Raw genomic sequence first — 16,815 nt, forward strand, 5'->3', positions numbered from 1 at the left:
CGCGGTTCTTTCGCTCAGGTGCAGCCCGCCTCATGCGGGCACCTCGACGACCCCCAGGGTCACTTCGCTCGCCACTGCCCCATGCTGGACCTCGATCCGATCTGCCGCCGAGCGCACCAGCGTCAAGACATGCCCCTTCGTGCCAAGCGGCACGGGCGCGCCGAGGTTTGAGGACAGCGTCAACCGATGATCCGCGCCCTCCGCGACCGCCGCCGTAATCGTCCGAAACCGCGGCCCGTCGGGCATTTCCAGCACGATCGCGCGGTCGGGATAGGCGGCCAGCGCCGCGACCGGTGCCACGCGCATCAGCACAGATCCCGAGGTCATGGCGCTGCGCAGCTGCAGCTCATGGCCCCAGCTCGGCAGCCAGAAGCTGGCCTGCCGGCCGCGCAAAGACAAGAGCCAGCGGCGCAGATTGTGACGCGCCTCCATGCCTTGCGCCTTCAGCGTGATCGCCTCGCCGCGCTCGAAGAGATCGCGCAGGGGCGCGCCCACGACCGGCCCGAAGCCGTTGTCGACATAGTCAAGAGCGCGGCGCAGGCTGGCGGTGATCGGCGCACGGATCACGCTCGGGGCGGTCTGGACCGGGCGGCCGAGATAGCGCGGCAGCGCGGGCGCGGTCAGATCCGGTGCATCGCGCAAAAGGAAGGTCGCGGTCACCAGACCATCGCTCTGACGTCGCCGCGCGACCTCGACGGGCGCTGTCAGAATGCCCGAACGCACCGGGGCGAGCGTCACCCGATGCGCCGCCACGATGGCTGCGGGCAGTTGCGTCGTCAGCGGCTCCGCGAGGATCAGCCGGTCGGGTGCAACGCTGGCAATGGCCACTGGCACCGCCTCTTGGCCATCGACCGCCAGGGCCGCGCGCCCGGCGTTTGCGAACTCTGACAGCCCCGTGTCGATCAGGATCTCGCTCGCGCCCTGCACCAGGTCTGCCGCCGGCTGGATCGCCATATGCCAAAGCGGCACCCGCCAGTCGCCGGCAAACCCGGCGCGTGCCAGTTCCGCCGCCCGCGCCATCCCCAGCGCATCGAGCCTGTGGCGGAAGGTGACAATCTCGCGCGGGTGCGATCGCAGCGCAATGCGCTGCTCACCCAGCTTCGCCTGCAGCACATCCGTGCGCCATTCCAGCACCTCGGTGATCGCCTGCGCTGCCGGGAAGGGCCAGAACGGTGGTTCATCGGCAAAATCAGGCATTCAGCGCGCCCCGGTTACGGCGGATGACGTTCACGATGGCCCGCTCGCCCGAGGGCGTGGCGAGATAGTCGCCCACCACCGATGGATCGAGAACATTGATGATGCGCGTCGACAGGGAGGCCGGCGGGACGGCACCATCCCCATTCATCTCAACCCCAAGCCTGCCGCCTTTGCCCCGGCGCAGGGGCAAGATTGCCTCGGGCCCGGCCTCACCCATCAGCCCCACGCCCCTGGCAAAGGGAAACACGGTCGGCCGATGCACAACCCCGCCCCGCGCAAAGGCCGTCAGCTCCTGACCGCCGGCAAAGACGCCGCCCCGGGCAAAGCCAAAGAGGCTGGCAAAAAACCCGGTCCCACCGCCCCCGGCGCCGCCGCCGGTGAAGGCCCGGATCAGCGCCTCCTCGATCGGCTTGAAGGCCAGATCGAGCAGCCGCGAGGCGAGCGACTGGGCAATCCCGGCCACAGCGCCAGCGAAGCTCTGCCAGCTGATCTCGCCCGACTTCAGCGCCTCCTTGATCGGACCCAGGATCTCCTGCGCCAGGCCTTGGGCAATCTCGCGAGATGTCTCTTGCGCCTTGCGCAGCGCCTCGGCCGTGGTCTCCCAGGCGCTCTTGGCCCCGTCTGCCCCCGCGCGCAGCGCGTCCCCGGCGCTACGCCCCGAATTGCCCGCAGCCTCTGCGGCCGCGCCGGCCCCCTGCAGGGCGGTGCCAAGGCCTGTTGCAGCGCTCTGCGCCTCCTCGAGCCCCGCCGCAGCCTCAGCGCCAGAGGCAGAGAGAGCCTCCCGCAGCGCCGCCACGGATTGCAGGGGCGCGGTCGCTGCCGCCGTCACCGCGCCCATCCTCGCGCGCAGCCCCGCGGCCTCGCCCCGCGCCGCATCCGCCGCCGCGCTGAGGCCCAGATCGGGCGGCGCGATCGGATCGCGGCTGAAGGCCGCCTCAAAGGCCGCGCGTGCCTCCGCCCCGGCCGTGGCCGCCGTCCCGGCAAAGGGGTTCTCGATCCGGCCAAGCTCCACAGTGGCGATCAGCGGCACGCGTTTCTCAAGGCCCAGCACCTCAAGCCCGGCATTGAGGCCTGCGAGAAAGCCGTTGATCCGCCGGCCAACGCCATTGAGCATCGCCTCAACCCCCGCGATCAGCGTATTCGCCGCCTGAAAGGCAAAATCCCCGATCGCCCCGGGCAGCGCGCCCCAGAGCACCTTGATCGCGTCCAACGCGCCCTGGAAAGTGTTCAGTGTCGCATTGCCAAAGCCAACCACCGCGGTCAGCGCGCTCTGCAGAGCCTGCGCGATGGCCGCCTGGATCTCGGCCCAGCTCGCCGTGATCGCCAGACCCGTGGCGACAGCGCCGAGCTTCAGGCGCGCCCAGACCTCGCGGCCCAGATCGCCCAGAAGCGAGAGCGCAGCGCCAAACCCGCCCGCGCCCCGCACGAGCCGGGCAAACTGATAGACCAACTCGCCCGCCCCCACCACCAGCGCCCCGATCCCGGTGCGGATTAGCGCCCCGCGCAGCACCACAAGCGCCGTTGCAAGACCACGCACCGAAAGTGCCGCCATCGACAGGGTTGCCACCCAGCGCCCCGCCAGAAAGCCCGCAAACGTGCCGGCATAGGCCGCCAGCCGGCCGAGATTGTCCAGCACCGCGCGCAGCGCCTGCCCGAGCGGGCCGGTGCGGCTGGCGAGCGCAGCCATGGCCTCTGCCACCGCTTCCAGCGCCGGGGCCGCCGCCACCGCCAGCTGGTTCGACAGCCCGCGCCAGATCAGCCCGAGCCGGGAGAGCGCGTCATTCGTGCGCTCGATCTGATCGGCCTCCTGTTCGGACACCACCACCCCGAACGCCTGCACATCCGCCGTGGCCTGGCGCAATGTCGCCGTGTCGATCCGGCTCATGGCGATCGCGCCTTCCTCGCCAAAGAGCTGGCCTGCCACGGCCGCGCGCTCGGCCACCGGCACAAACGCCGTGATCGCGGCCGTGATGGCGCCGACCCGCGCATCGAGCGGCAGCGCGATCAGCGCTTGTGCGGAGAGCCCGAGACGCTCCAGCGCCTCGCGGGCCGGTCCGCCCCCCGCCGCCGCCTGGCTCAGCCGCCGGGTCAGATCCTTCGTCGCCTGTTCGATGCCCGACATCGACACACCGGCCAGCGCCCCCGCGCGCTCGAGCGTCTGGATCGAGGCCACCGTGGTGCCCAGCGATTGCGCAAGCTTGGCCTGTGCATCCACCGTCTGCAGCCCGGAGCGGATCATCGCCGCTCCGGCCGCCGCCGTCGCCCCGGCCAGAGCCGTCCCCGCAAGGCGCGCGCGGCGCACAAAAGCCGCCAGCCGTGCAGTGGCCAGATCCATCTCCCGCGACAGCCGCCCAAAGCCCCGCGCGCCGGCCGCGCCCACACCTTCCAGCTCGGCTTTGACCTGACGCCCGCCCACCGCAGACAGGCGTACGCTCACGCGTTTCTCGCTCATCCCTCAGCCTCCCGGCTCTCCTCCATCTGCGCATTCAGCTTGCGCGCCATCACCGCCTCCAGATCCGGCAGGAATTCGACCGCCGCCCGGCGATCGACCCCCAGCGCCTCCGCCATCGCCAGGGCCGCGCTCATGTCCCAGCCCAGCACAACGCCCGGCACCGCGCGGATCTGCCCGCCCAGCCGCCCCGCCAGGTCCCAGACCTGCCAGCCCTCCCATGTGCGCGGCGCGTTCAGGACCTGCGGGCAGTCCGGGCAGAGCCCTTCGCAGGCCGCGCAGTAGCGCTCACCCCCGCCGTAGACCCATTCGGCGAGGGCGCGCAGACGTTTTTTTCCAGCTCAAGCTCCAGACCCTTCGCCAGATACCCCGCCTGAAAGGCCTCGAAGATCGGCCAGATGTCGAGCAGCGCGTCGATCCCCTCCGGTGTCACCGGGATCGGCTGGCCTGCCGCATCGCCCACCCCCTCCCAGGTGCGGATCGCCCGCCGCGCCAAAGCCTTGGCAAAGATCACCGCGAGCGCCTCATCGCCCGTTCCTGCGGGCAAGACGCCGAGCGCCGGATCGGCGCGCGCGGCAACCATCAGCGCGGTGCTCAGCGGCGCGACCTCAATGCGAACGCCAAGCCCAAGATCGAGCCAGAATGGCGCAGACGACAGCGTAAGGCGTAACATGGTTCCTCCAAAGAAAAAGGCGCGCCGAAGCGCGCCTGTGACCCCCGATGGGGCAAAACAGGGTCAGTGCTTGAGATAGAGCCTGAACACCTTGAGCGTATCGACCTCGATCTGGTTCTCAATCTGCTGGGTGAACCACGCAGGACCTTCATCGCACGCGAGCTGCAGATGCGCCTCAAAGAGCGCACGCGGGTAGAAGTCCGCGTCCAGAAGTCCGCGGTCATAAGCGTTGCGGACCGACAGGGCGAGGTCTTCACGCCCGAGGGCTGCGATTGCCTGGGCCCAGCCGAGCCAGAGCGCGGGGCCGGCGCTGCGCGCCTCCACCGCCGCGAAATAGCGCAGGAAGCTCGCCACATCATCGCAGGCCAGACGATCCTTCAGGGCCAGCATCGTCAGGGTGCGGAACATATTGGCCCGCAGCGGTTCTGCACAGCCGGGATCGCGGATGAACCCGAAGATCGGCTCCACCTCGCCATCAAAGACCGCCGCGACAAGGCGGGGGCCGCATTCAACCAGCTGCTCACCCCAGACCCGGTCGAGATGGCGCAGATCACTGCGCAAGATCTGCATCAGGGGGCGGCAGGCTTCCTTGGCGCGCCATTCGGCCATCAGCATCGCGACCAGGCGGAGCGCTGGATAATCGCGCAGGTTCTGGCCCGGCGCTTCGGCGGCATCGACCAGGTAACGGGCGAATACGGATCGAAGGACAACGGGATTTTGCCGCGCCGCGAGGATGGCCTCTTCCGCGCGATCGTCATGATGCGCGAGAGCGTCGAGAAGGTCGTGTGAGTGCATGGGACGCCGCTGTTTTAGTTTTCATTGTGACATTTACGCGCGCGGCCCTGTTGTGGATGCAAAGACCCGCGATCTGCGACGTCAATAGGCGGATCGGCCATTGACCAGCTGGACGGTGCACATCCGCCCCAGCGTGGCGTCACGCGCGGCCTGCCAGTCGAAGCTGGCCTGCACGCCCTGGGGTCCTGCAATCTCGATGCGGGGCCGTGACAGATAGACCGCATGCGCCACCAGCGTCAGGATCTCGCCCGAGGGCAGCGTATAGGCGAAGCTCATCTCGCAGGGGTCGCCATTGATGGCCTGGGTGACCAGGGCTTGATCGGCAAAGCGCACCTCGATCCGGCCCGTCAGCGCGGCGATGGACGGGTCTGCGCCCTCGATGCGGCCATCCGAGCGGATCGTCTCCACCCGATCGAGCGTGTTGGCATAGCTGATCTCGGCCGAGACGAGATTGCCCAGCGGCTGGCCGTTGCGCGTGATCGCGCCGTTGAAATGGCCAAAGCGTTGCAGCTCGATCTCTGCCAGCGCCCCTGCGACGGTGGTGCTGGCGATCGCCTCGCCCTGGGCCACCAGGCCCACGGTCGCGGTCAAAAGGCCCGAGCGCTGCATCTGCCAGGTGAGCGTGTCGAGCATGCAGCCCGAATAGAGCGCAAAGCGCGGCACCTCCGGCATGCCGGTCTCGATCGAGAACGAGGGCAAGCTCCAGGCGCCGGAGCGGAACTCATGCGTGAACGGGGCTTCCACCCCGGTGGTGACCGGCGTGCCGAAGGCTGCCTTCAGCCAGAAGCCGAAGGCCTCCGCATCGATCGGCACCACGATCGTCCCGTCCGCCGTCAGCGCATCCTTGATCGGCGCCAGCGGATCGCGGCCATAGCCCAGAAGCTCCGAGGCCAAGAGCGGCTGCTCGGCCCCAAGCGTCGCACTGGCAAACGGGATCCGCGTGAACCCGCTCGCCGGCGGCGTGCCATAGGTCGTCTCAAACGCAAGCGCCATCTGCGCCCGCGCCCCTTGGGCTCGTGCCATGGTCTCGTCTCCTTTCAAAGCTCAGGTGGGATCAGCCGGCGAGCGGGTCGGCCGTCGAATAGTGCAGCATGACCGGGATCACGGCGGCCTTCAGGCTGGCAGCCCCCTCGATAGGAAGGTCTACCGGCTGCGGCGCTTCCGCCTCGATCCAGTCGCAAAGCCCGCCCAGCGTCCGGTCGGCGGCAATCACCGCCCCGAGGCTCGCAACCAGCCAGTCGAACGCCGCATCGCGCCCCTCGGCCGCCTGCACGATCGCCTCGATCTCGGCCCGGTGCCGGTAATGATAGCGCAGCGGCGACAGCGTCACCTCGGGCTCGCCTGGCGCGCCGTCACGCAGGATCAGCAAGCCCTCCCGCCCGATCCGCTCCGGCAGCACCGCGTTGCGCAGCACCACGGCGTCCAGGACCTGAAGCTGGGCGTGCAGCGCGACGAGGATGGTTTCGCGAGGGGTGGGCATCTCAGACCTCATGACGGCGTCACCGAATTCAATCTATGGCTGTATTGAAGACGACCCAGGCCGCGCGCAGCAAGGGCACCTATTCCGAAGAGCCGCTCCTGCCCCAATTTGCCACGATCAGGCCGGGAACCGCGTCAGTCGCCCGCTCCGCATCCCGCGCCAGATCCAGCCGCTTCAGCAGCTTGACCTGCGGCACGAGCAGAAAGATCGGCACAGTTGCCAAACCGCGGCCGGTTTTGGAGCGCGAGGCCACCGCCCGCCCCTTGGTGTTCAGCCGCCCCTCGGCCACCAGAAGGCTCGGGCCTGTCCGGCGATAGATGAACCGTAGCCGCAGCCCGGTGCGGCGCTCCCAGTCGCCCGGGGTAATCCGGCCACCGCGCAGAGATTTGCCTGCAGCTGCCGTGGGGATCGCCAGCCAAAAGCCGTTTTTCGATCGGATCAGCGGCCCGGTGTCATGCGCGCCGACAATGACCGGGGCCTTCGACCAGACAAGGGCAGCCGCGTTGAGGCTGGGCCTGCCCTTCGGAAACTGCTCCGACCGGATCGTGCGCGCGAGCCGCGCGCCGAGTCCCGCACCCGTGATCTGCCCGCGCCAGGCCGCCTTGAGGCCGCTCCCCGCTTCGCGGATTGCCGCTGACACCGCGCGTTCGCCCGCCGCAATCTCCGCCTGCATCAGCGCGGCAATGTCAGGATCAATGTCGAGCTTCAGCTTCATCAGCACATCTTGTCCTGCTGTGGGTGGAGGGGCCTATTTGTGCCGGGCGCGTGCCCTCAGGGGCACCGTCGGGCTTGCATTTGGTGGCCCATAGCGGCATCGCGGCGCCACGAACCTATCCGAAAGAGTCGAGCCGCCATCAGCACTTCTATTCCAGAAATGCGCACATCACCCGTAGGTTGATACCGTCGACTCTTTTTTTGTTTCCGGAAGGACGAGAAGCCGGATGTTGCGTGTGTTTTTTACAGTTGGACTGACAACGCTGTTTACCGCCCTGGGGTTGACCTATCTGGCCATGCGCTGGATCGAGCGCGAACAGACCGTAGAGCTGGCGGCGCTCTCCGAACGCTCCGCCGTCGCGCTCGATCTGCAGTTCAACATCTGGAAAACCGCGCTGAGGGGCCTGGCGAACAGCCATTCGATGGTGCGGGATTTCGATCCCGAGACTTTGCGCTGGGAAGCCGACCGTATCGCCCAGGAGGTTGGGGGATGGGCCGTCCTCATGCCGGCTGATGATCTCTCGCTGCATCTGTTCAACACGAATAGTGACGCGACAACCCCCGTCCGCACCTCCGGCCCGGCCCCCGAACTGGTTCAGGCCGTCGATCGCAGCCGCACAAGAGGACAACCGGAAATCTCGGATGTCTTCGTCGGGCGTGTCGCGCAAAAAGAGATCTTCGCAGTGGTCCAGGTCACAAAGGCCTCCACCGGAGGCGAGTATGCGGTGATCCTCGCCTTCGATGTGGGCCTCATCTCTCGCGGGCCCGAAGCGACCAAACTGCAGAAGGGAGATTTCATCAGCGTCGTTGACGGCTCAGAGCGGATCGTCGGCCGCTCGAGCCGGATTGCGGATTTCTTCCTGCGCCCCTTGCCGCAATGGTATCTCGAGATCGTGACAGCGGCGCCGCGGACAGCAACGGTGCTGGCCAAAGGACCCGGGGCTTCGGGCACCGAAGCCTCCAGTTATATCTTTGCCCGTAACGCATTGCAGGCGGCCCCGACCTGGGCGGTGGCTGTTGCCAAACCTGAATCTCGCCTGATCTTTTCTTCCTATGTGATGATTGTTCCGATCCTGGGCGCGTTTCTGGTATTCAGCATCGTCCTGACACTCGAGGCCGCGCGTCTCGCGGCTCGACGCCGCGACGAAAACTTGCGCGCCGCGCAGGCCAAATCCGAGCAGGAACGGCTGCTGCGCGCCGATCTTGAACATGCGCTCGAAAAAGTTCAGGCAGCGGAGGCCGCGCGGCGCGACATGCTGGGCGTGTTGGGCCACGAAATGCGCACCCCCGTTCTGTCGGCCTTGGCGGCAATCCAGATGTTTCCCGAACATCTCAAAGCGCAGGATCCGCGCGGCCACCTCCCGCTGGCCGAAACAGGTCTCAAGGCGCTGCAAAGCCTGATCGATGACATTCTCGATCTGGCGCGCCTCAAAGCCGGCGAAATCCGATTGGACAACGCGCCCTTTGGGCTGCCCGATCTGCTCGGGGAGGTCGCGGATATCATGGCCCCCATGGCAGAGCGTCATCGACTGGCCTTTGAGCTTGACTGGTCGAAAGACTGCATCCCCATCATAGGCGACCGTGCCCGGATCCGTCAGATCCTGATCAACCTGCTGTCGAACGCCTTTCGCTACACGCGCAAGGGGCATGTCACGCTGAGCGGGTCATGGCAGGTTGAGGCGAATGGAACCTGTCGCGTCCGGCTCTGTGTTACGGATACGGGACCGGGCATTCCCGAGGACAAGATCGCCGAGATATTCAAACCGTTCGTGCGCATCGAGCAAGGCCGTGGCAATCGCATCAACGGCCTTGGCCTTGGTCTGCCCATCACCGAACGGCTGGCAACGGCGATGGGGGGCGAGATCGAAGTGCACAGCCGGTTGGGCCAGGGCTCGTCCTTCTGCCTCACGCTTGAATTGCCGATTGCCGCAATCGAGGTGAATGATGCAACGGGAACGGACACCAAGGAACACGCCAGTCCCTTTGCCGGGATGAGCGTTCTGGTGGTGGAGGATCATCCACTGCAGGCCGAATTGGTTTCGGCGGTTCTCGTGGCGCTGGATGCGAAACCGGAGATTGCCGCGATGGGGCAGGAAGCGCTTGCGGCGGCCAGCCGCCAGCGGTTTGACGTGATCCTCATTGATCTGGGCCTTCCCGACATGACCGGCGTCGAGCTGATCCGCCGCCTCAAGGACGCCGGATCCGGTGCGGTTCACATTGCGCTTAGTGCCAATCCGGCCTCTCTCAATGTCGAGGAGCGCGCGCTGTTTGACACGGTGGCGACGAAGACCGCCAGCAAAAGCGAGTTGGAGCAGTTGCTGCGCACCGCCCTGCAGGCCCACTGAACCGTCAGGCGTGTCGAGCGCGGCGCACTGGCGCGATCCATTGCAAGGCTTTCGCTGCGGCCGCGTCAGGCCCCGGAAACCGGCACCAGCTCCAACGTCCAGACGAGCCGCTCCCGATCCCGGCGCGGCTCGCCCTGGATGAGGAAGGTCTCCTCCCCGATCACGATCTCCTCCCCGGGCCGCGGCGCGGGGAGCACGCTGACCGGCACGTCGATGCGGGTGATTTCCGAGATCAGACGCGCCGCCCCGAACTCGGTGAGCTCGTCAGGACGGCGCAGGATGCCGCGGGCAGGGACGAACTGGCCGGCGACGTCGCGATGCCAGAATTCGACCGACAGGTTCGGATCGGCGAAAAGCTGGGCGAGTGCTGCCGCGAAGGCCGTCATCAGGTCCGCCGTGCCGAACGCAGCACCTGGGGCCGGGTACAGATCGGCAGCGGGTTGCTTTCGATCTCGAGGCGCACCCATTCGTCACGGTCGCGATCGGGGATCATCCGCGCATAGAGCGGCAGGCCGAGGGTGTTGACCGTCTCGAAGGTGTCGGCCGGGGCGTAGTAGATTTCGAAGAGCCCATCGACGCCTTCGGGATAGAAGATCGCCTTGTCGGTCGGCACGCCGAAGCCCAGGCCACCCCGGTAGCGGCGGAAGGTGATGCCGCCAAAACTGACCTCCTCGCCCACCCTGCCCCGCAGATCGGCCGCGGCGGCGGTGTTGAGATAGGTCTCGCGCACCTCCTTGTGCGCCACCAGATCGGAAAAGAAGGCCGAGCCGCATTCGGCGCGCAGCTGCACCGCACCGGCGGCCAGCCCGCCCAAACTGTCCTCGACGCTTTCGATCAGCGCCTGGCAGCGCTTGCGCAGCGCGCCGGAGGCCGGGCTCGCGTTGTCGAGGTCGAAATCCACCTCCGTCGCAGGGGTGATGCCGAATTCGGTGTAGTAATTGATGACCGTCGCTCCGTCGCGCGGGTCCTTCACCACGCCCTGAATGCCGTTGAAGAGGTGGAACTCGAAGGTGGCCTCGGCGTCGTTCCTGAGCCGCGCCATCTTGCGCGCCACCTCGGCCTGCACCTGCTGGGTGGCGGTTTCCGAACCGAAGTCGCGGATCCCCTGGATCTCCGAGGCCCAGAGCACGTCCTGCTTCTTGAACTGACGACAGACAAAGGCCCGCAGGTCGCGCCGTTCGGGGACCTGCTGTTCATAGGCCGAGCCGCGTTCGGAAAAGGGGATCAGCGAGAGCGTGCCGTCTCGGCTTTCGATCATGACGGTGCGTTGGCGCACGCCGCGATTGGCGAAGAGCCCCGCGCCCGAGAGGATCGCGGGCTTGAAGGGGATGTTTTCCAGAGCCCGGGTGAGCTCGATGATGCTGAAGGCGTCGCCCTCGAAGATGTCCATGGTGGCCATGTGTGGGTATCCTTTTGTCAGAGGGCTCAGCGCAGGATGATGCCGAGCGCGGCCAAGGCCGTGGTGGCCGCGGTGATCTGGACCTCGGTCGCGCCCTCGGGCCAGACGATCTCGTGGCGATTGACGATGGCGGGGCCGCGCAGGAGCACGACGCCAGGCGCATCGGCGGCTGACGCGTCAATCCCCGCCCAGAGAATGCCAGCGGCAGTCTGACTGCCGTTCGTGGCCGCCGGCGCGAGGGCCGTGAACTTGCCGCCCGTGGTGATCTTGCCCAAGACCGCGCCGGGTTCGAGCTTTCCGGCGCCAGAGGCGATGGTGACGGTTTCGCGGGTGTAATCGCGGAGCACTTCCCAGACGAGGAAGCCGCCCGCGTGTTTGCCTTCAGTGAGCGTCGTCATGATGCGTTAGCCTTTCGTCTTGAAGGTGCGGGCGATCACATCGCCCCAGGATTGGGTGGTAGCCGCCCGCCCGGGCTGGGCATGCGCAGCGGTAATGTCGGGTGTGGCCTCGACCTTTGCCGCGAGGAGCCGATTGCGGACTTCGTCGAGACCAACGTCCTCCTCGAGGAAGCGCCCGGCCATCTGCGGCTGGCCTGCCAAGCGGCAAAGGTCGATCACGGCGCGCGCATGGGCGATGGCCTCGGCGCGAATGCCATTTGCATCCAGCGCAGTGTTGGCGGCGGCAACACTGCTCTCGGACGGGATGGATGGGCGGGTGTTCCCGTCGGAAACACACCCACCTTGCCCGATCGGCGTGGATGGAGCCTCTGCTGGCGTTGCGGTGTCGGCTGGAGTGATGGTGTCTTTTCCAACATCACTTTCGGGCTCCGCCGTCGGCCTTGCCTTCGTCGTCTGATCCGGATCGACGTCAAAACCGTTGGAGGCGGCAACGGTTTCCGCGACGGCCTCAAGCAGCAATGGCGGCGCGTTACGGAACCGGCCAATGTCGAAACTGGCAGCAATACGCACCGGCTCTGCCATCCGCGTCGCGAGGCCCGCCGCGAGCGCGTCCTGCGCATCAAACCAGGTCTCAGCCGTCATCAGCGCCGCGATCTCTTCCTCAGAGCGTCCCGATCGCCCCGCATAGCCGCGGATCATGCTGCCCGCGATCTTGTCCATGGTCTCGGCCATCTCGCGCATATCGGCGGCCGTGCCCATCACCAGCCCCGAGGGGTCATGGATCATCAGGAAAGCGTTCTCGGGCATGACGATTTCGTCGCCCGCCATGGCGATGTAGCTGGCAGCCGAGGCCGCAATGCCGTCGATCCAGACGGTGATCGCGCCCTCATGGCGCTGCAGCGCATTGTAGATTGCCACGGCGTCAAAGACCGAGCCGCCGGGACTGTTCAGCCGCAGGTCGATCGCGGCATCGTCCGGCAGGGCGCCGAGCTCTGCCAGAAAGCCTTTCGCCGTGACGCCATAGGCGCCGATTTCGTCATAGATCAGCACTTCCGTGCGAGCTTTTTGTGCTCCGGGGGCGCGGGCACGGATCGTATACCAGGATTTCATGCGTTTACTCCTGTGGATTGGCGCGGTCGTTCCCCGCCGTGTCGTCGCCAGCGCCGTCCTCGACACCGTCGCTGGGGTTAGGGATAGCCGCCGGCGTGGCCCGTGCCCCCTGCGTCTCGCCCGGGCTGGCGCGATAGGTCAGGCCCAGATTTGCGGCGCGCTGCGCGTCCGCGGCATTCTCGCGATCAACCTCTTCGATGTCGTAGCCCGTAGCCTCGACCACCTTGCGCCGGGACGTCAAACCCGCCTCCATCGCCAGCACCTGCGCCTGGATGTCTTTCAAGGGATCGACCCAATCCCACCGCGGCGGGATCCATTGCACCGGCCGCGCGATGACAGAATCTGCATCCAGCGCACCCGAGAGCACAGCAGTTTCCAGCCAGCGCCGCCAGATCGGACGGCAAAGCTGGTGTGCCATGACCCCATGCTGCAACTGACCAATGCGGCGGCGGAACTCGACGAGTTCTGCCCGAAGGCTCGAATAATTCGCCTGCCGGACATCGCCGGTGACGAGGTGATACGGCAGACCCAGCGAGGCCGAGACCGCGAGCAGCGTGCGGTATTGGAACGCCTCATAGCCCCCGCCCACATCTGCCGGGCTTGAGAACTTCACATCCTCACCCGGCAGCAGCACCTGCATGGTTCCGGGCTCCAAGCTGGCAATGGCCGCCCCGTCCAAGTCCGCGGCCCCTTCGCCCATCATCGGGTCTTCGGGCGCCGTCTTGGTGATGAAGCCCGCGAACATCGCGGCGGTCTTTTTCCGGTCGAGTTCCGCATCGTCGTACTGGTCGAGCAGGAAGAGCCGCACCATCGCCGGGGCGATATGCGGCAGACCACGGATCTGGCCCGCATCGATCGGCCGGTAGATGTGCAGCACCTCCTCGGCCGGCACGCGCACAGTGTCGGGCACCGCTACGCGTTGGTCCGTGCTGTCGCCCGGATGACGGCGGCGGAAGTGATAGGCCACACGCCGCCCAATCCCGTCGAACTCGATCCCGCATCGGATGCTATTGCCATTCGGATCCGTCTCGGTCTTCTCAAAGGGCAGCATCTCCGACTGCAGAAGCTGCAACTGCAGCGGCACCAGCAGCCCGTCCTCCGTGCGACGCGGGCGCAAGCGCACAAAACACTCGCCCGCGACAAACATCTCGCGCGCGACCATGGCCTGCAGGCCGTAGAAATCCGTCAGCCCATCGGCGTCGGCTTCATCGGTCCATGCCAGCCAGAGCTTCTGGACCCGGTCACGCAGCGCCGCATCTGTGATCAGCGACGACGGCTTGATGCCATCGCCAACGAGATTGGCTGCGAAAGCCTCGCACGCATTGGCGGCATAGCCGTTCGTCACCACCAGTTCACGCGAGCGGGCCAACAATCGCGGGCCGCCCGAGGCGACCAGCGCATTGATATTCTCAAGCGGCGGGTTCCAGCCCCGCAAGCGGCGCTTGGCCATCGCCCCTTCGAGACGCGCGCGCATGGCTTCAGGACCGCCGCGCTTGGGGCGGCGGAACAGGTCAAACATCCCCATCTCTGTCAGAGCCCCTTGGCCGTCGTCACGCGCACCTGCCGCACGATCCGTCGCCCCTCGGCAGCGGCGATTTCGCGGTCCAGGGCCTCAATGGCGCGGTCGATCTCGGCGACGCTGCGATAGTCCACCGTCTTGCCGTCATAGCTGACACGGGCCACGCCTGCGGCGCGCTGTAAAGTCAGGGCCTCCCGGCGGAGTTTCAGTGTCGCCAGATCCGCCATGCCTAAACTCATCCCATGTATATTGACCGCGCAACGCGGCGCACCTGTGCCTTGCGTACAGATTGCGGGCCTGTGGCAGAGGCCGTGCCCCTGCCATCAGCGACCGCAAACTGCGACGCGAGTTCTTCCCACCTCGCGTCCGACCAGCGGTCTGCCCCGAGGATCCAAGCGGCCGCGCGGGCATAAACACGACAGTCCAGCGCTTCGTTGCGTTCCCGCAGCTTCTGCCATTCGAGCTTGGCAAAGCCGCGCTTAGTCTTGACCGTGACCAGTTGTTCGGCCGTCAGTTGCTTCAGCCATTCAGCATCGACCCAGCCCGGCAGATGAAGAAAGCCAGGAGGAAACCGCTCCCCATCCGACGGGCTGGTGACCTCCGGCGGATCGAGCCGCAGAAAGCGATAGGTCTCGGCCTTGAAGGTCGATGTTGCCACCGTCCAGAGCCGCGCCCCGCGGCGCAGGCGCTTGCCGCCTATGGTGGCGTCCACAAAAGTCGGCCCCGTCACAGGGCTTGCACGGTTGAAACCCTCCAAGCCCTTGATCGGCGCAACCTGCCCAAAGCCCACTTGCCGCGCCCAAGCGTAGACGGCCGATGTCTCATAGCCGGTGTCGATCGCCAGCCGCGCGATGGTCATGGACGTGCCGCCGGCGTGGACCCAGGTCCGGCTAAGGAGATCGGTCAGTTTTTGCCAGCACGCCGGATCGCCCGGGCCGCCCTCGATGACAATGTGATCGACCAGCCAGCTTTCCAAGCCGCGCCCCCAGGCCCAGACATCGACCTCGATCCGGTCCTTCTGGACGTCGGCCCCGGCCGTCAGGAAGAGCCCGCCCGCCGGCACCTTGCCCGCGCGCCAATCTTCCTTCAGCCCCTGCAGCCGCTGCCAGTCCGGCGCCTCACCGCTTTCCATCCAGGTCTCGCCGAGCGAGGTGTTGACGAAGGTCTTCATCGTCTCGTCCCCGCCCGCGCGCGCCGAAAGAAACGCCTTGGCCATGGCTTCGAGCCGCACCCAGGGCGAGTAGATTTCGTTCAGATGGAAGCCGGCCGTCCCATTAAATGGTGCATCCGCGATCCAGCGCCCCTTGGAGATGGCCGTCCAGCGGGTCTCATCCTTCCAGGCCGCGTCGCAATCAGCACAGTGGTAGCGCGCGGTTTCGGGGCGATGGCCGCCGGTCTCATCCTTGTCCCATTTGACCTGTCCCCAGGTCAGGATTTGTTCATGACCACACGTGGGGCACGGCACCCAATACCGGCGCTGGTCGCTTTCCTCGAAGGCCGCCTCGATCCGGCTGGCACCCTTGTTCGTCGGCGTCGAGACCAGCACAATCTTGCGGTTCCAGAACGTCACCGTGCGCTTTTTCGCGAGGTTGACCGGATCGCCCTCGGCCCCCGCGCTGAACGGATATCGGTCCACTTCGTCGCAGAGCAGCAGCCGGATCGGTCGGCTCGCCAAGCCCGAAGGCGCATTGGCCCCGACGATGGTCAGATGCCCGCCCGGGAACCGCTTGTGGAGGATCTTGTTGTTGCCGTCCCGCGACCTGGGATCGGCGATCTTGCCCTGCAGGCACGGCGTGTCCCGTGCCATCGGCGAGAAGCGGTCCTTCGACCAGGTTTCGGCATCCCGTTCGGTCGGCATCACCACCATGATCGGCGCCGGATCGTGGTCGATGTGATAGCCGACCATGTTCAAGATCGACTCCGACTTGCCGATTTGACTGCTCGACATGATCACGACGGTTTCGGCCGCCGGATCCGAGATCGCATCCATAATCCCGCGCTGGTATTCGGCGCGGCTCGTGCGCCACTGGCCGGGCTCGGCGCTGGCCTCAGAGCTCAGCCGGCGGTTCTGATCGGCCCAATCGCTGATCGTCAGGTCCGGCGGCGGCTTCAGAACTGCCAGTGCCTTCGCCACCGTCCGCTTCAGGATCGCTGACCCCTGCAAGGTCAAGGTCGGCTTCAAGTTCAATGTCTGGCTGCGCGAGATCATCGAGCACCTCGCGGATGGCGGCGCGGATCAGGTTCCGGGTGTCTCCGACGGTTGATTGTTCAAAGGCTTGTGGTGCCAGCCGATCAGGCAGAGCCAGCAGGCGGGTGCGCAAGAGCGCCAACACCGCGATCCAGGCCGCCTCGATCTGTTCGGCCGCGATCAGAGAACGGCGCTTTTCTTCGGCTTCCATTTCAGCGAGGTCAGCCCGCGCCCGGATGAACCGCGCCCGCTCGGCCGCATAGTCTGGCGCACCCGCCTGCGCCTTGAGCGCCTGATCGCGCAGGTAGCGGACATAGCCCCGGACCGATCCGATCAGGTCATACTGGCCGCGATCAGCCTTTGGGATCACGCCCTCGCGGCTCAGTTGCTGGACCCGCCGTTCTGACAGATCCAGAAGCCGCGCGATCACACCGATGGGCTGAGTCGCTGTCGACATGAAGTGATCCCCAGGCCCCAATCAAAGCCATGTAATTGCTGCGATTATACTGGATTAGGCAGCCCGCCAGAGCGAACCTGTGAACATAAAA

Annotated in this window: 17 protein-coding genes; 1 reads left to right on the forward strand and 16 read right to left on the reverse strand. The window is 66.5% G+C overall.

Features of this window, described 5'->3' with window-relative positions:
- Positions 1–30: 30 nt before the first annotated feature.
- The 8 genes from MXB90_RS10765 to MXB90_RS10800 form a co-directional block, all read right to left on the reverse strand.
- On the reverse strand, positions 31–1,197 hold the full coding sequence (locus MXB90_RS10765) for a hypothetical protein (protein WP_250044515.1): 1,167 nt from the start codon (positions 1,195–1,197) through the stop codon (positions 31–33).
- A complete protein-coding gene (locus tag MXB90_RS10770; protein ID WP_250044518.1) occupies positions 1,190–3,649 on the reverse strand; it encodes a phage tail tape measure protein in 2,460 nt (819 codons plus the stop codon). Before MXB90_RS10770 ends, MXB90_RS10765 begins: the two co-directional genes overlap by 8 nt.
- Positions 3,646–3,810: a DUF7697 family protein gene (locus tag MXB90_RS10775; RefSeq protein ID WP_250044520.1), complete on the reverse strand. Its 165-nt coding sequence runs from the start codon at positions 3,808–3,810 to the stop codon at positions 3,646–3,648. Before MXB90_RS10775 ends, MXB90_RS10770 begins: the two co-directional genes overlap by 4 nt.
- 71 nt (positions 3,811–3,881) lie before the next feature.
- Positions 3,882–4,319 (reverse strand): hypothetical protein, encoded by a 438-nt coding sequence (locus MXB90_RS10780; RefSeq protein ID WP_250044523.1) that lies wholly within the window; start codon positions 4,317–4,319, stop codon positions 3,882–3,884.
- A gap of 63 nt (positions 4,320–4,382) precedes the next feature.
- Positions 4,383–5,114, reverse strand: a complete 732-nt coding sequence (locus tag MXB90_RS10785) for a DUF1186 domain-containing protein (RefSeq protein ID WP_250044525.1) — start codon at positions 5,112–5,114, stop codon at positions 4,383–4,385.
- Between the two features lie 81 nt (positions 5,115–5,195).
- Entirely contained in the window at positions 5,196–6,137 is a 942-nt protein-coding gene (locus MXB90_RS10790) for a phage tail tube protein (RefSeq protein WP_250044527.1), read from the reverse strand.
- A gap of 31 nt (positions 6,138–6,168) precedes the next feature.
- Complete coding sequence (locus MXB90_RS10795; protein ID WP_250044530.1) at positions 6,169–6,594, reverse strand: acyl-CoA transferase; 426 nt, start codon at positions 6,592–6,594, stop codon at positions 6,169–6,171.
- Positions 6,595–6,673: 79 nt separating this feature from the next.
- Entirely contained in the window at positions 6,674–7,309 is a 636-nt protein-coding gene (locus tag MXB90_RS10800; protein WP_250044532.1) for a DUF6441 family protein, read from the reverse strand.
- A gap of 226 nt (positions 7,310–7,535) precedes the next feature.
- On the opposite strand from MXB90_RS10800, the gene MXB90_RS10805 reads away from it, so the two are divergent.
- Positions 7,536–9,653, forward strand: coding sequence for an ATP-binding response regulator (locus MXB90_RS10805; protein ID WP_250044536.1), 2,118 nt, complete (start codon positions 7,536–7,538; stop codon positions 9,651–9,653).
- A gap of 65 nt (positions 9,654–9,718) precedes the next feature.
- Here the strand turns inward: MXB90_RS10805 and MXB90_RS10810 are convergent, their stop codons facing one another.
- The 8 genes from MXB90_RS10810 to MXB90_RS10845 are packed head-to-tail and all read right to left on the reverse strand — an operon-like array spanning position 9,719 to position 16,697.
- Positions 9,719–10,039 carry a head-tail joining protein gene (locus tag MXB90_RS10810; RefSeq protein ID WP_250044538.1) on the reverse strand — a complete coding sequence of 107 codons (321 nt, stop codon included), beginning with the start codon at positions 10,037–10,039 and terminating at the stop codon, positions 9,719–9,721.
- Positions 10,039–11,052 (reverse strand): major capsid protein, encoded by a 1,014-nt coding sequence (locus tag MXB90_RS10815; RefSeq protein WP_250044540.1) that lies wholly within the window; start codon positions 11,050–11,052, stop codon positions 10,039–10,041. Before MXB90_RS10815 ends, MXB90_RS10810 begins: the two co-directional genes overlap by 1 nt.
- 26 nt (positions 11,053–11,078) lie before the next feature.
- A complete protein-coding gene (locus MXB90_RS10820; RefSeq protein WP_250044542.1) occupies positions 11,079–11,450 on the reverse strand; it encodes a head decoration protein in 372 nt (123 codons plus the stop codon).
- Between the two features lie 6 nt (positions 11,451–11,456).
- The gene (locus MXB90_RS10825) at positions 11,457–12,560 is read right to left on the reverse strand and encodes a head maturation protease, ClpP-related (RefSeq protein ID WP_250044545.1); all 1,104 of its coding nucleotides are present in this window, start codon (positions 12,558–12,560) and stop codon (positions 11,457–11,459) included.
- Positions 12,561–12,564: 4 nt separating this feature from the next.
- Entirely contained in the window at positions 12,565–14,079 is a 1,515-nt protein-coding gene (locus MXB90_RS10830; RefSeq protein WP_250044546.1) for a phage portal protein, read from the reverse strand.
- Between the two features lie 11 nt (positions 14,080–14,090).
- Positions 14,091–14,306 (reverse strand): phage head-tail joining protein, encoded by a 216-nt coding sequence (locus tag MXB90_RS10835; protein ID WP_250044548.1) that lies wholly within the window; start codon positions 14,304–14,306, stop codon positions 14,091–14,093.
- 8 nt (positions 14,307–14,314) lie between these two features.
- A complete protein-coding gene (locus MXB90_RS10840) occupies positions 14,315–16,213 on the reverse strand; it encodes a phage terminase large subunit family protein (RefSeq protein WP_250044551.1) in 1,899 nt (632 codons plus the stop codon).
- A complete protein-coding gene (locus MXB90_RS10845; protein ID WP_250044552.1) occupies positions 16,128–16,697 on the reverse strand; it encodes a terminase small subunit, Nu1 in 570 nt (189 codons plus the stop codon). The genes MXB90_RS10840 and MXB90_RS10845 overlap by 86 nt, the downstream gene beginning before the upstream one ends.
- Positions 16,698–16,815: the final 118 nt, after the last annotated feature.

Origin of the sequence: Phaeovulum molybdatiresistens, from assembly GCF_023544865.1 — a bacterium.
Classification (GTDB): domain Bacteria; phylum Pseudomonadota; class Alphaproteobacteria; order Rhodobacterales; family Rhodobacteraceae; genus Pontitalea.

Bases quoted from the DNA above. Each gene is read 5' to 3' on its own strand.
- MXB90_RS10785 (WP_250044525.1), bottom strand. From the start codon at position 5,114: ATGCACTCACACGACCTTCTCGACGCTCTCGCGCATCATGACGATCGC.
- MXB90_RS10810 (WP_250044538.1), bottom strand. From the start codon at position 10,039: ATGACGGCCTTCGCGGCAGCACTCGCCCAGCTTTTCGCCGATCCGAAC.
- MXB90_RS10800 (WP_250044532.1), bottom strand. From the start codon at position 7,309: ATGAAGCTGAAGCTCGACATTGATCCTGACATTGCCGCGCTGATGCAG.
- MXB90_RS10825 (WP_250044545.1), bottom strand. From the start codon at position 12,560: ATGAAATCCTGGTATACGATCCGTGCCCGCGCCCCCGGAGCACAAAAA.
- MXB90_RS10765 (WP_250044515.1), bottom strand. From the start codon at position 1,197: ATGCCTGATTTTGCCGATGAACCACCGTTCTGGCCCTTCCCGGCAGCG.
- MXB90_RS10830 (WP_250044546.1), bottom strand. From the start codon at position 14,079: ATGTTTGACCTGTTCCGCCGCCCCAAGCGCGGCGGTCCTGAAGCCATG.
- MXB90_RS10805 (WP_250044536.1), top strand. From the start codon at position 7,536: ATGTTGCGTGTGTTTTTTACAGTTGGACTGACAACGCTGTTTACCGCC.
- MXB90_RS10835 (WP_250044548.1), bottom strand. From the start codon at position 14,306: ATGGCGGATCTGGCGACACTGAAACTCCGCCGGGAGGCCCTGACTTTA.
- MXB90_RS10795 (WP_250044530.1), bottom strand. From the start codon at position 6,594: ATGCCCACCCCTCGCGAAACCATCCTCGTCGCGCTGCACGCCCAGCTT.
- MXB90_RS10780 (WP_250044523.1), bottom strand. From the start codon at position 4,319: ATGTTACGCCTTACGCTGTCGTCTGCGCCATTCTGGCTCGATCTTGGG.
- MXB90_RS10820 (WP_250044542.1), bottom strand. From the start codon at position 11,450: ATGACGACGCTCACTGAAGGCAAACACGCGGGCGGCTTCCTCGTCTGG.
- MXB90_RS10790 (WP_250044527.1), bottom strand. From the start codon at position 6,137: ATGGCACGAGCCCAAGGGGCGCGGGCGCAGATGGCGCTTGCGTTTGAG.
- MXB90_RS10770 (WP_250044518.1), bottom strand. From the start codon at position 3,649: ATGAGCGAGAAACGCGTGAGCGTACGCCTGTCTGCGGTGGGCGGGCGT.
- MXB90_RS10815 (WP_250044540.1), bottom strand. From the start codon at position 11,052: ATGGCCACCATGGACATCTTCGAGGGCGACGCCTTCAGCATCATCGAG.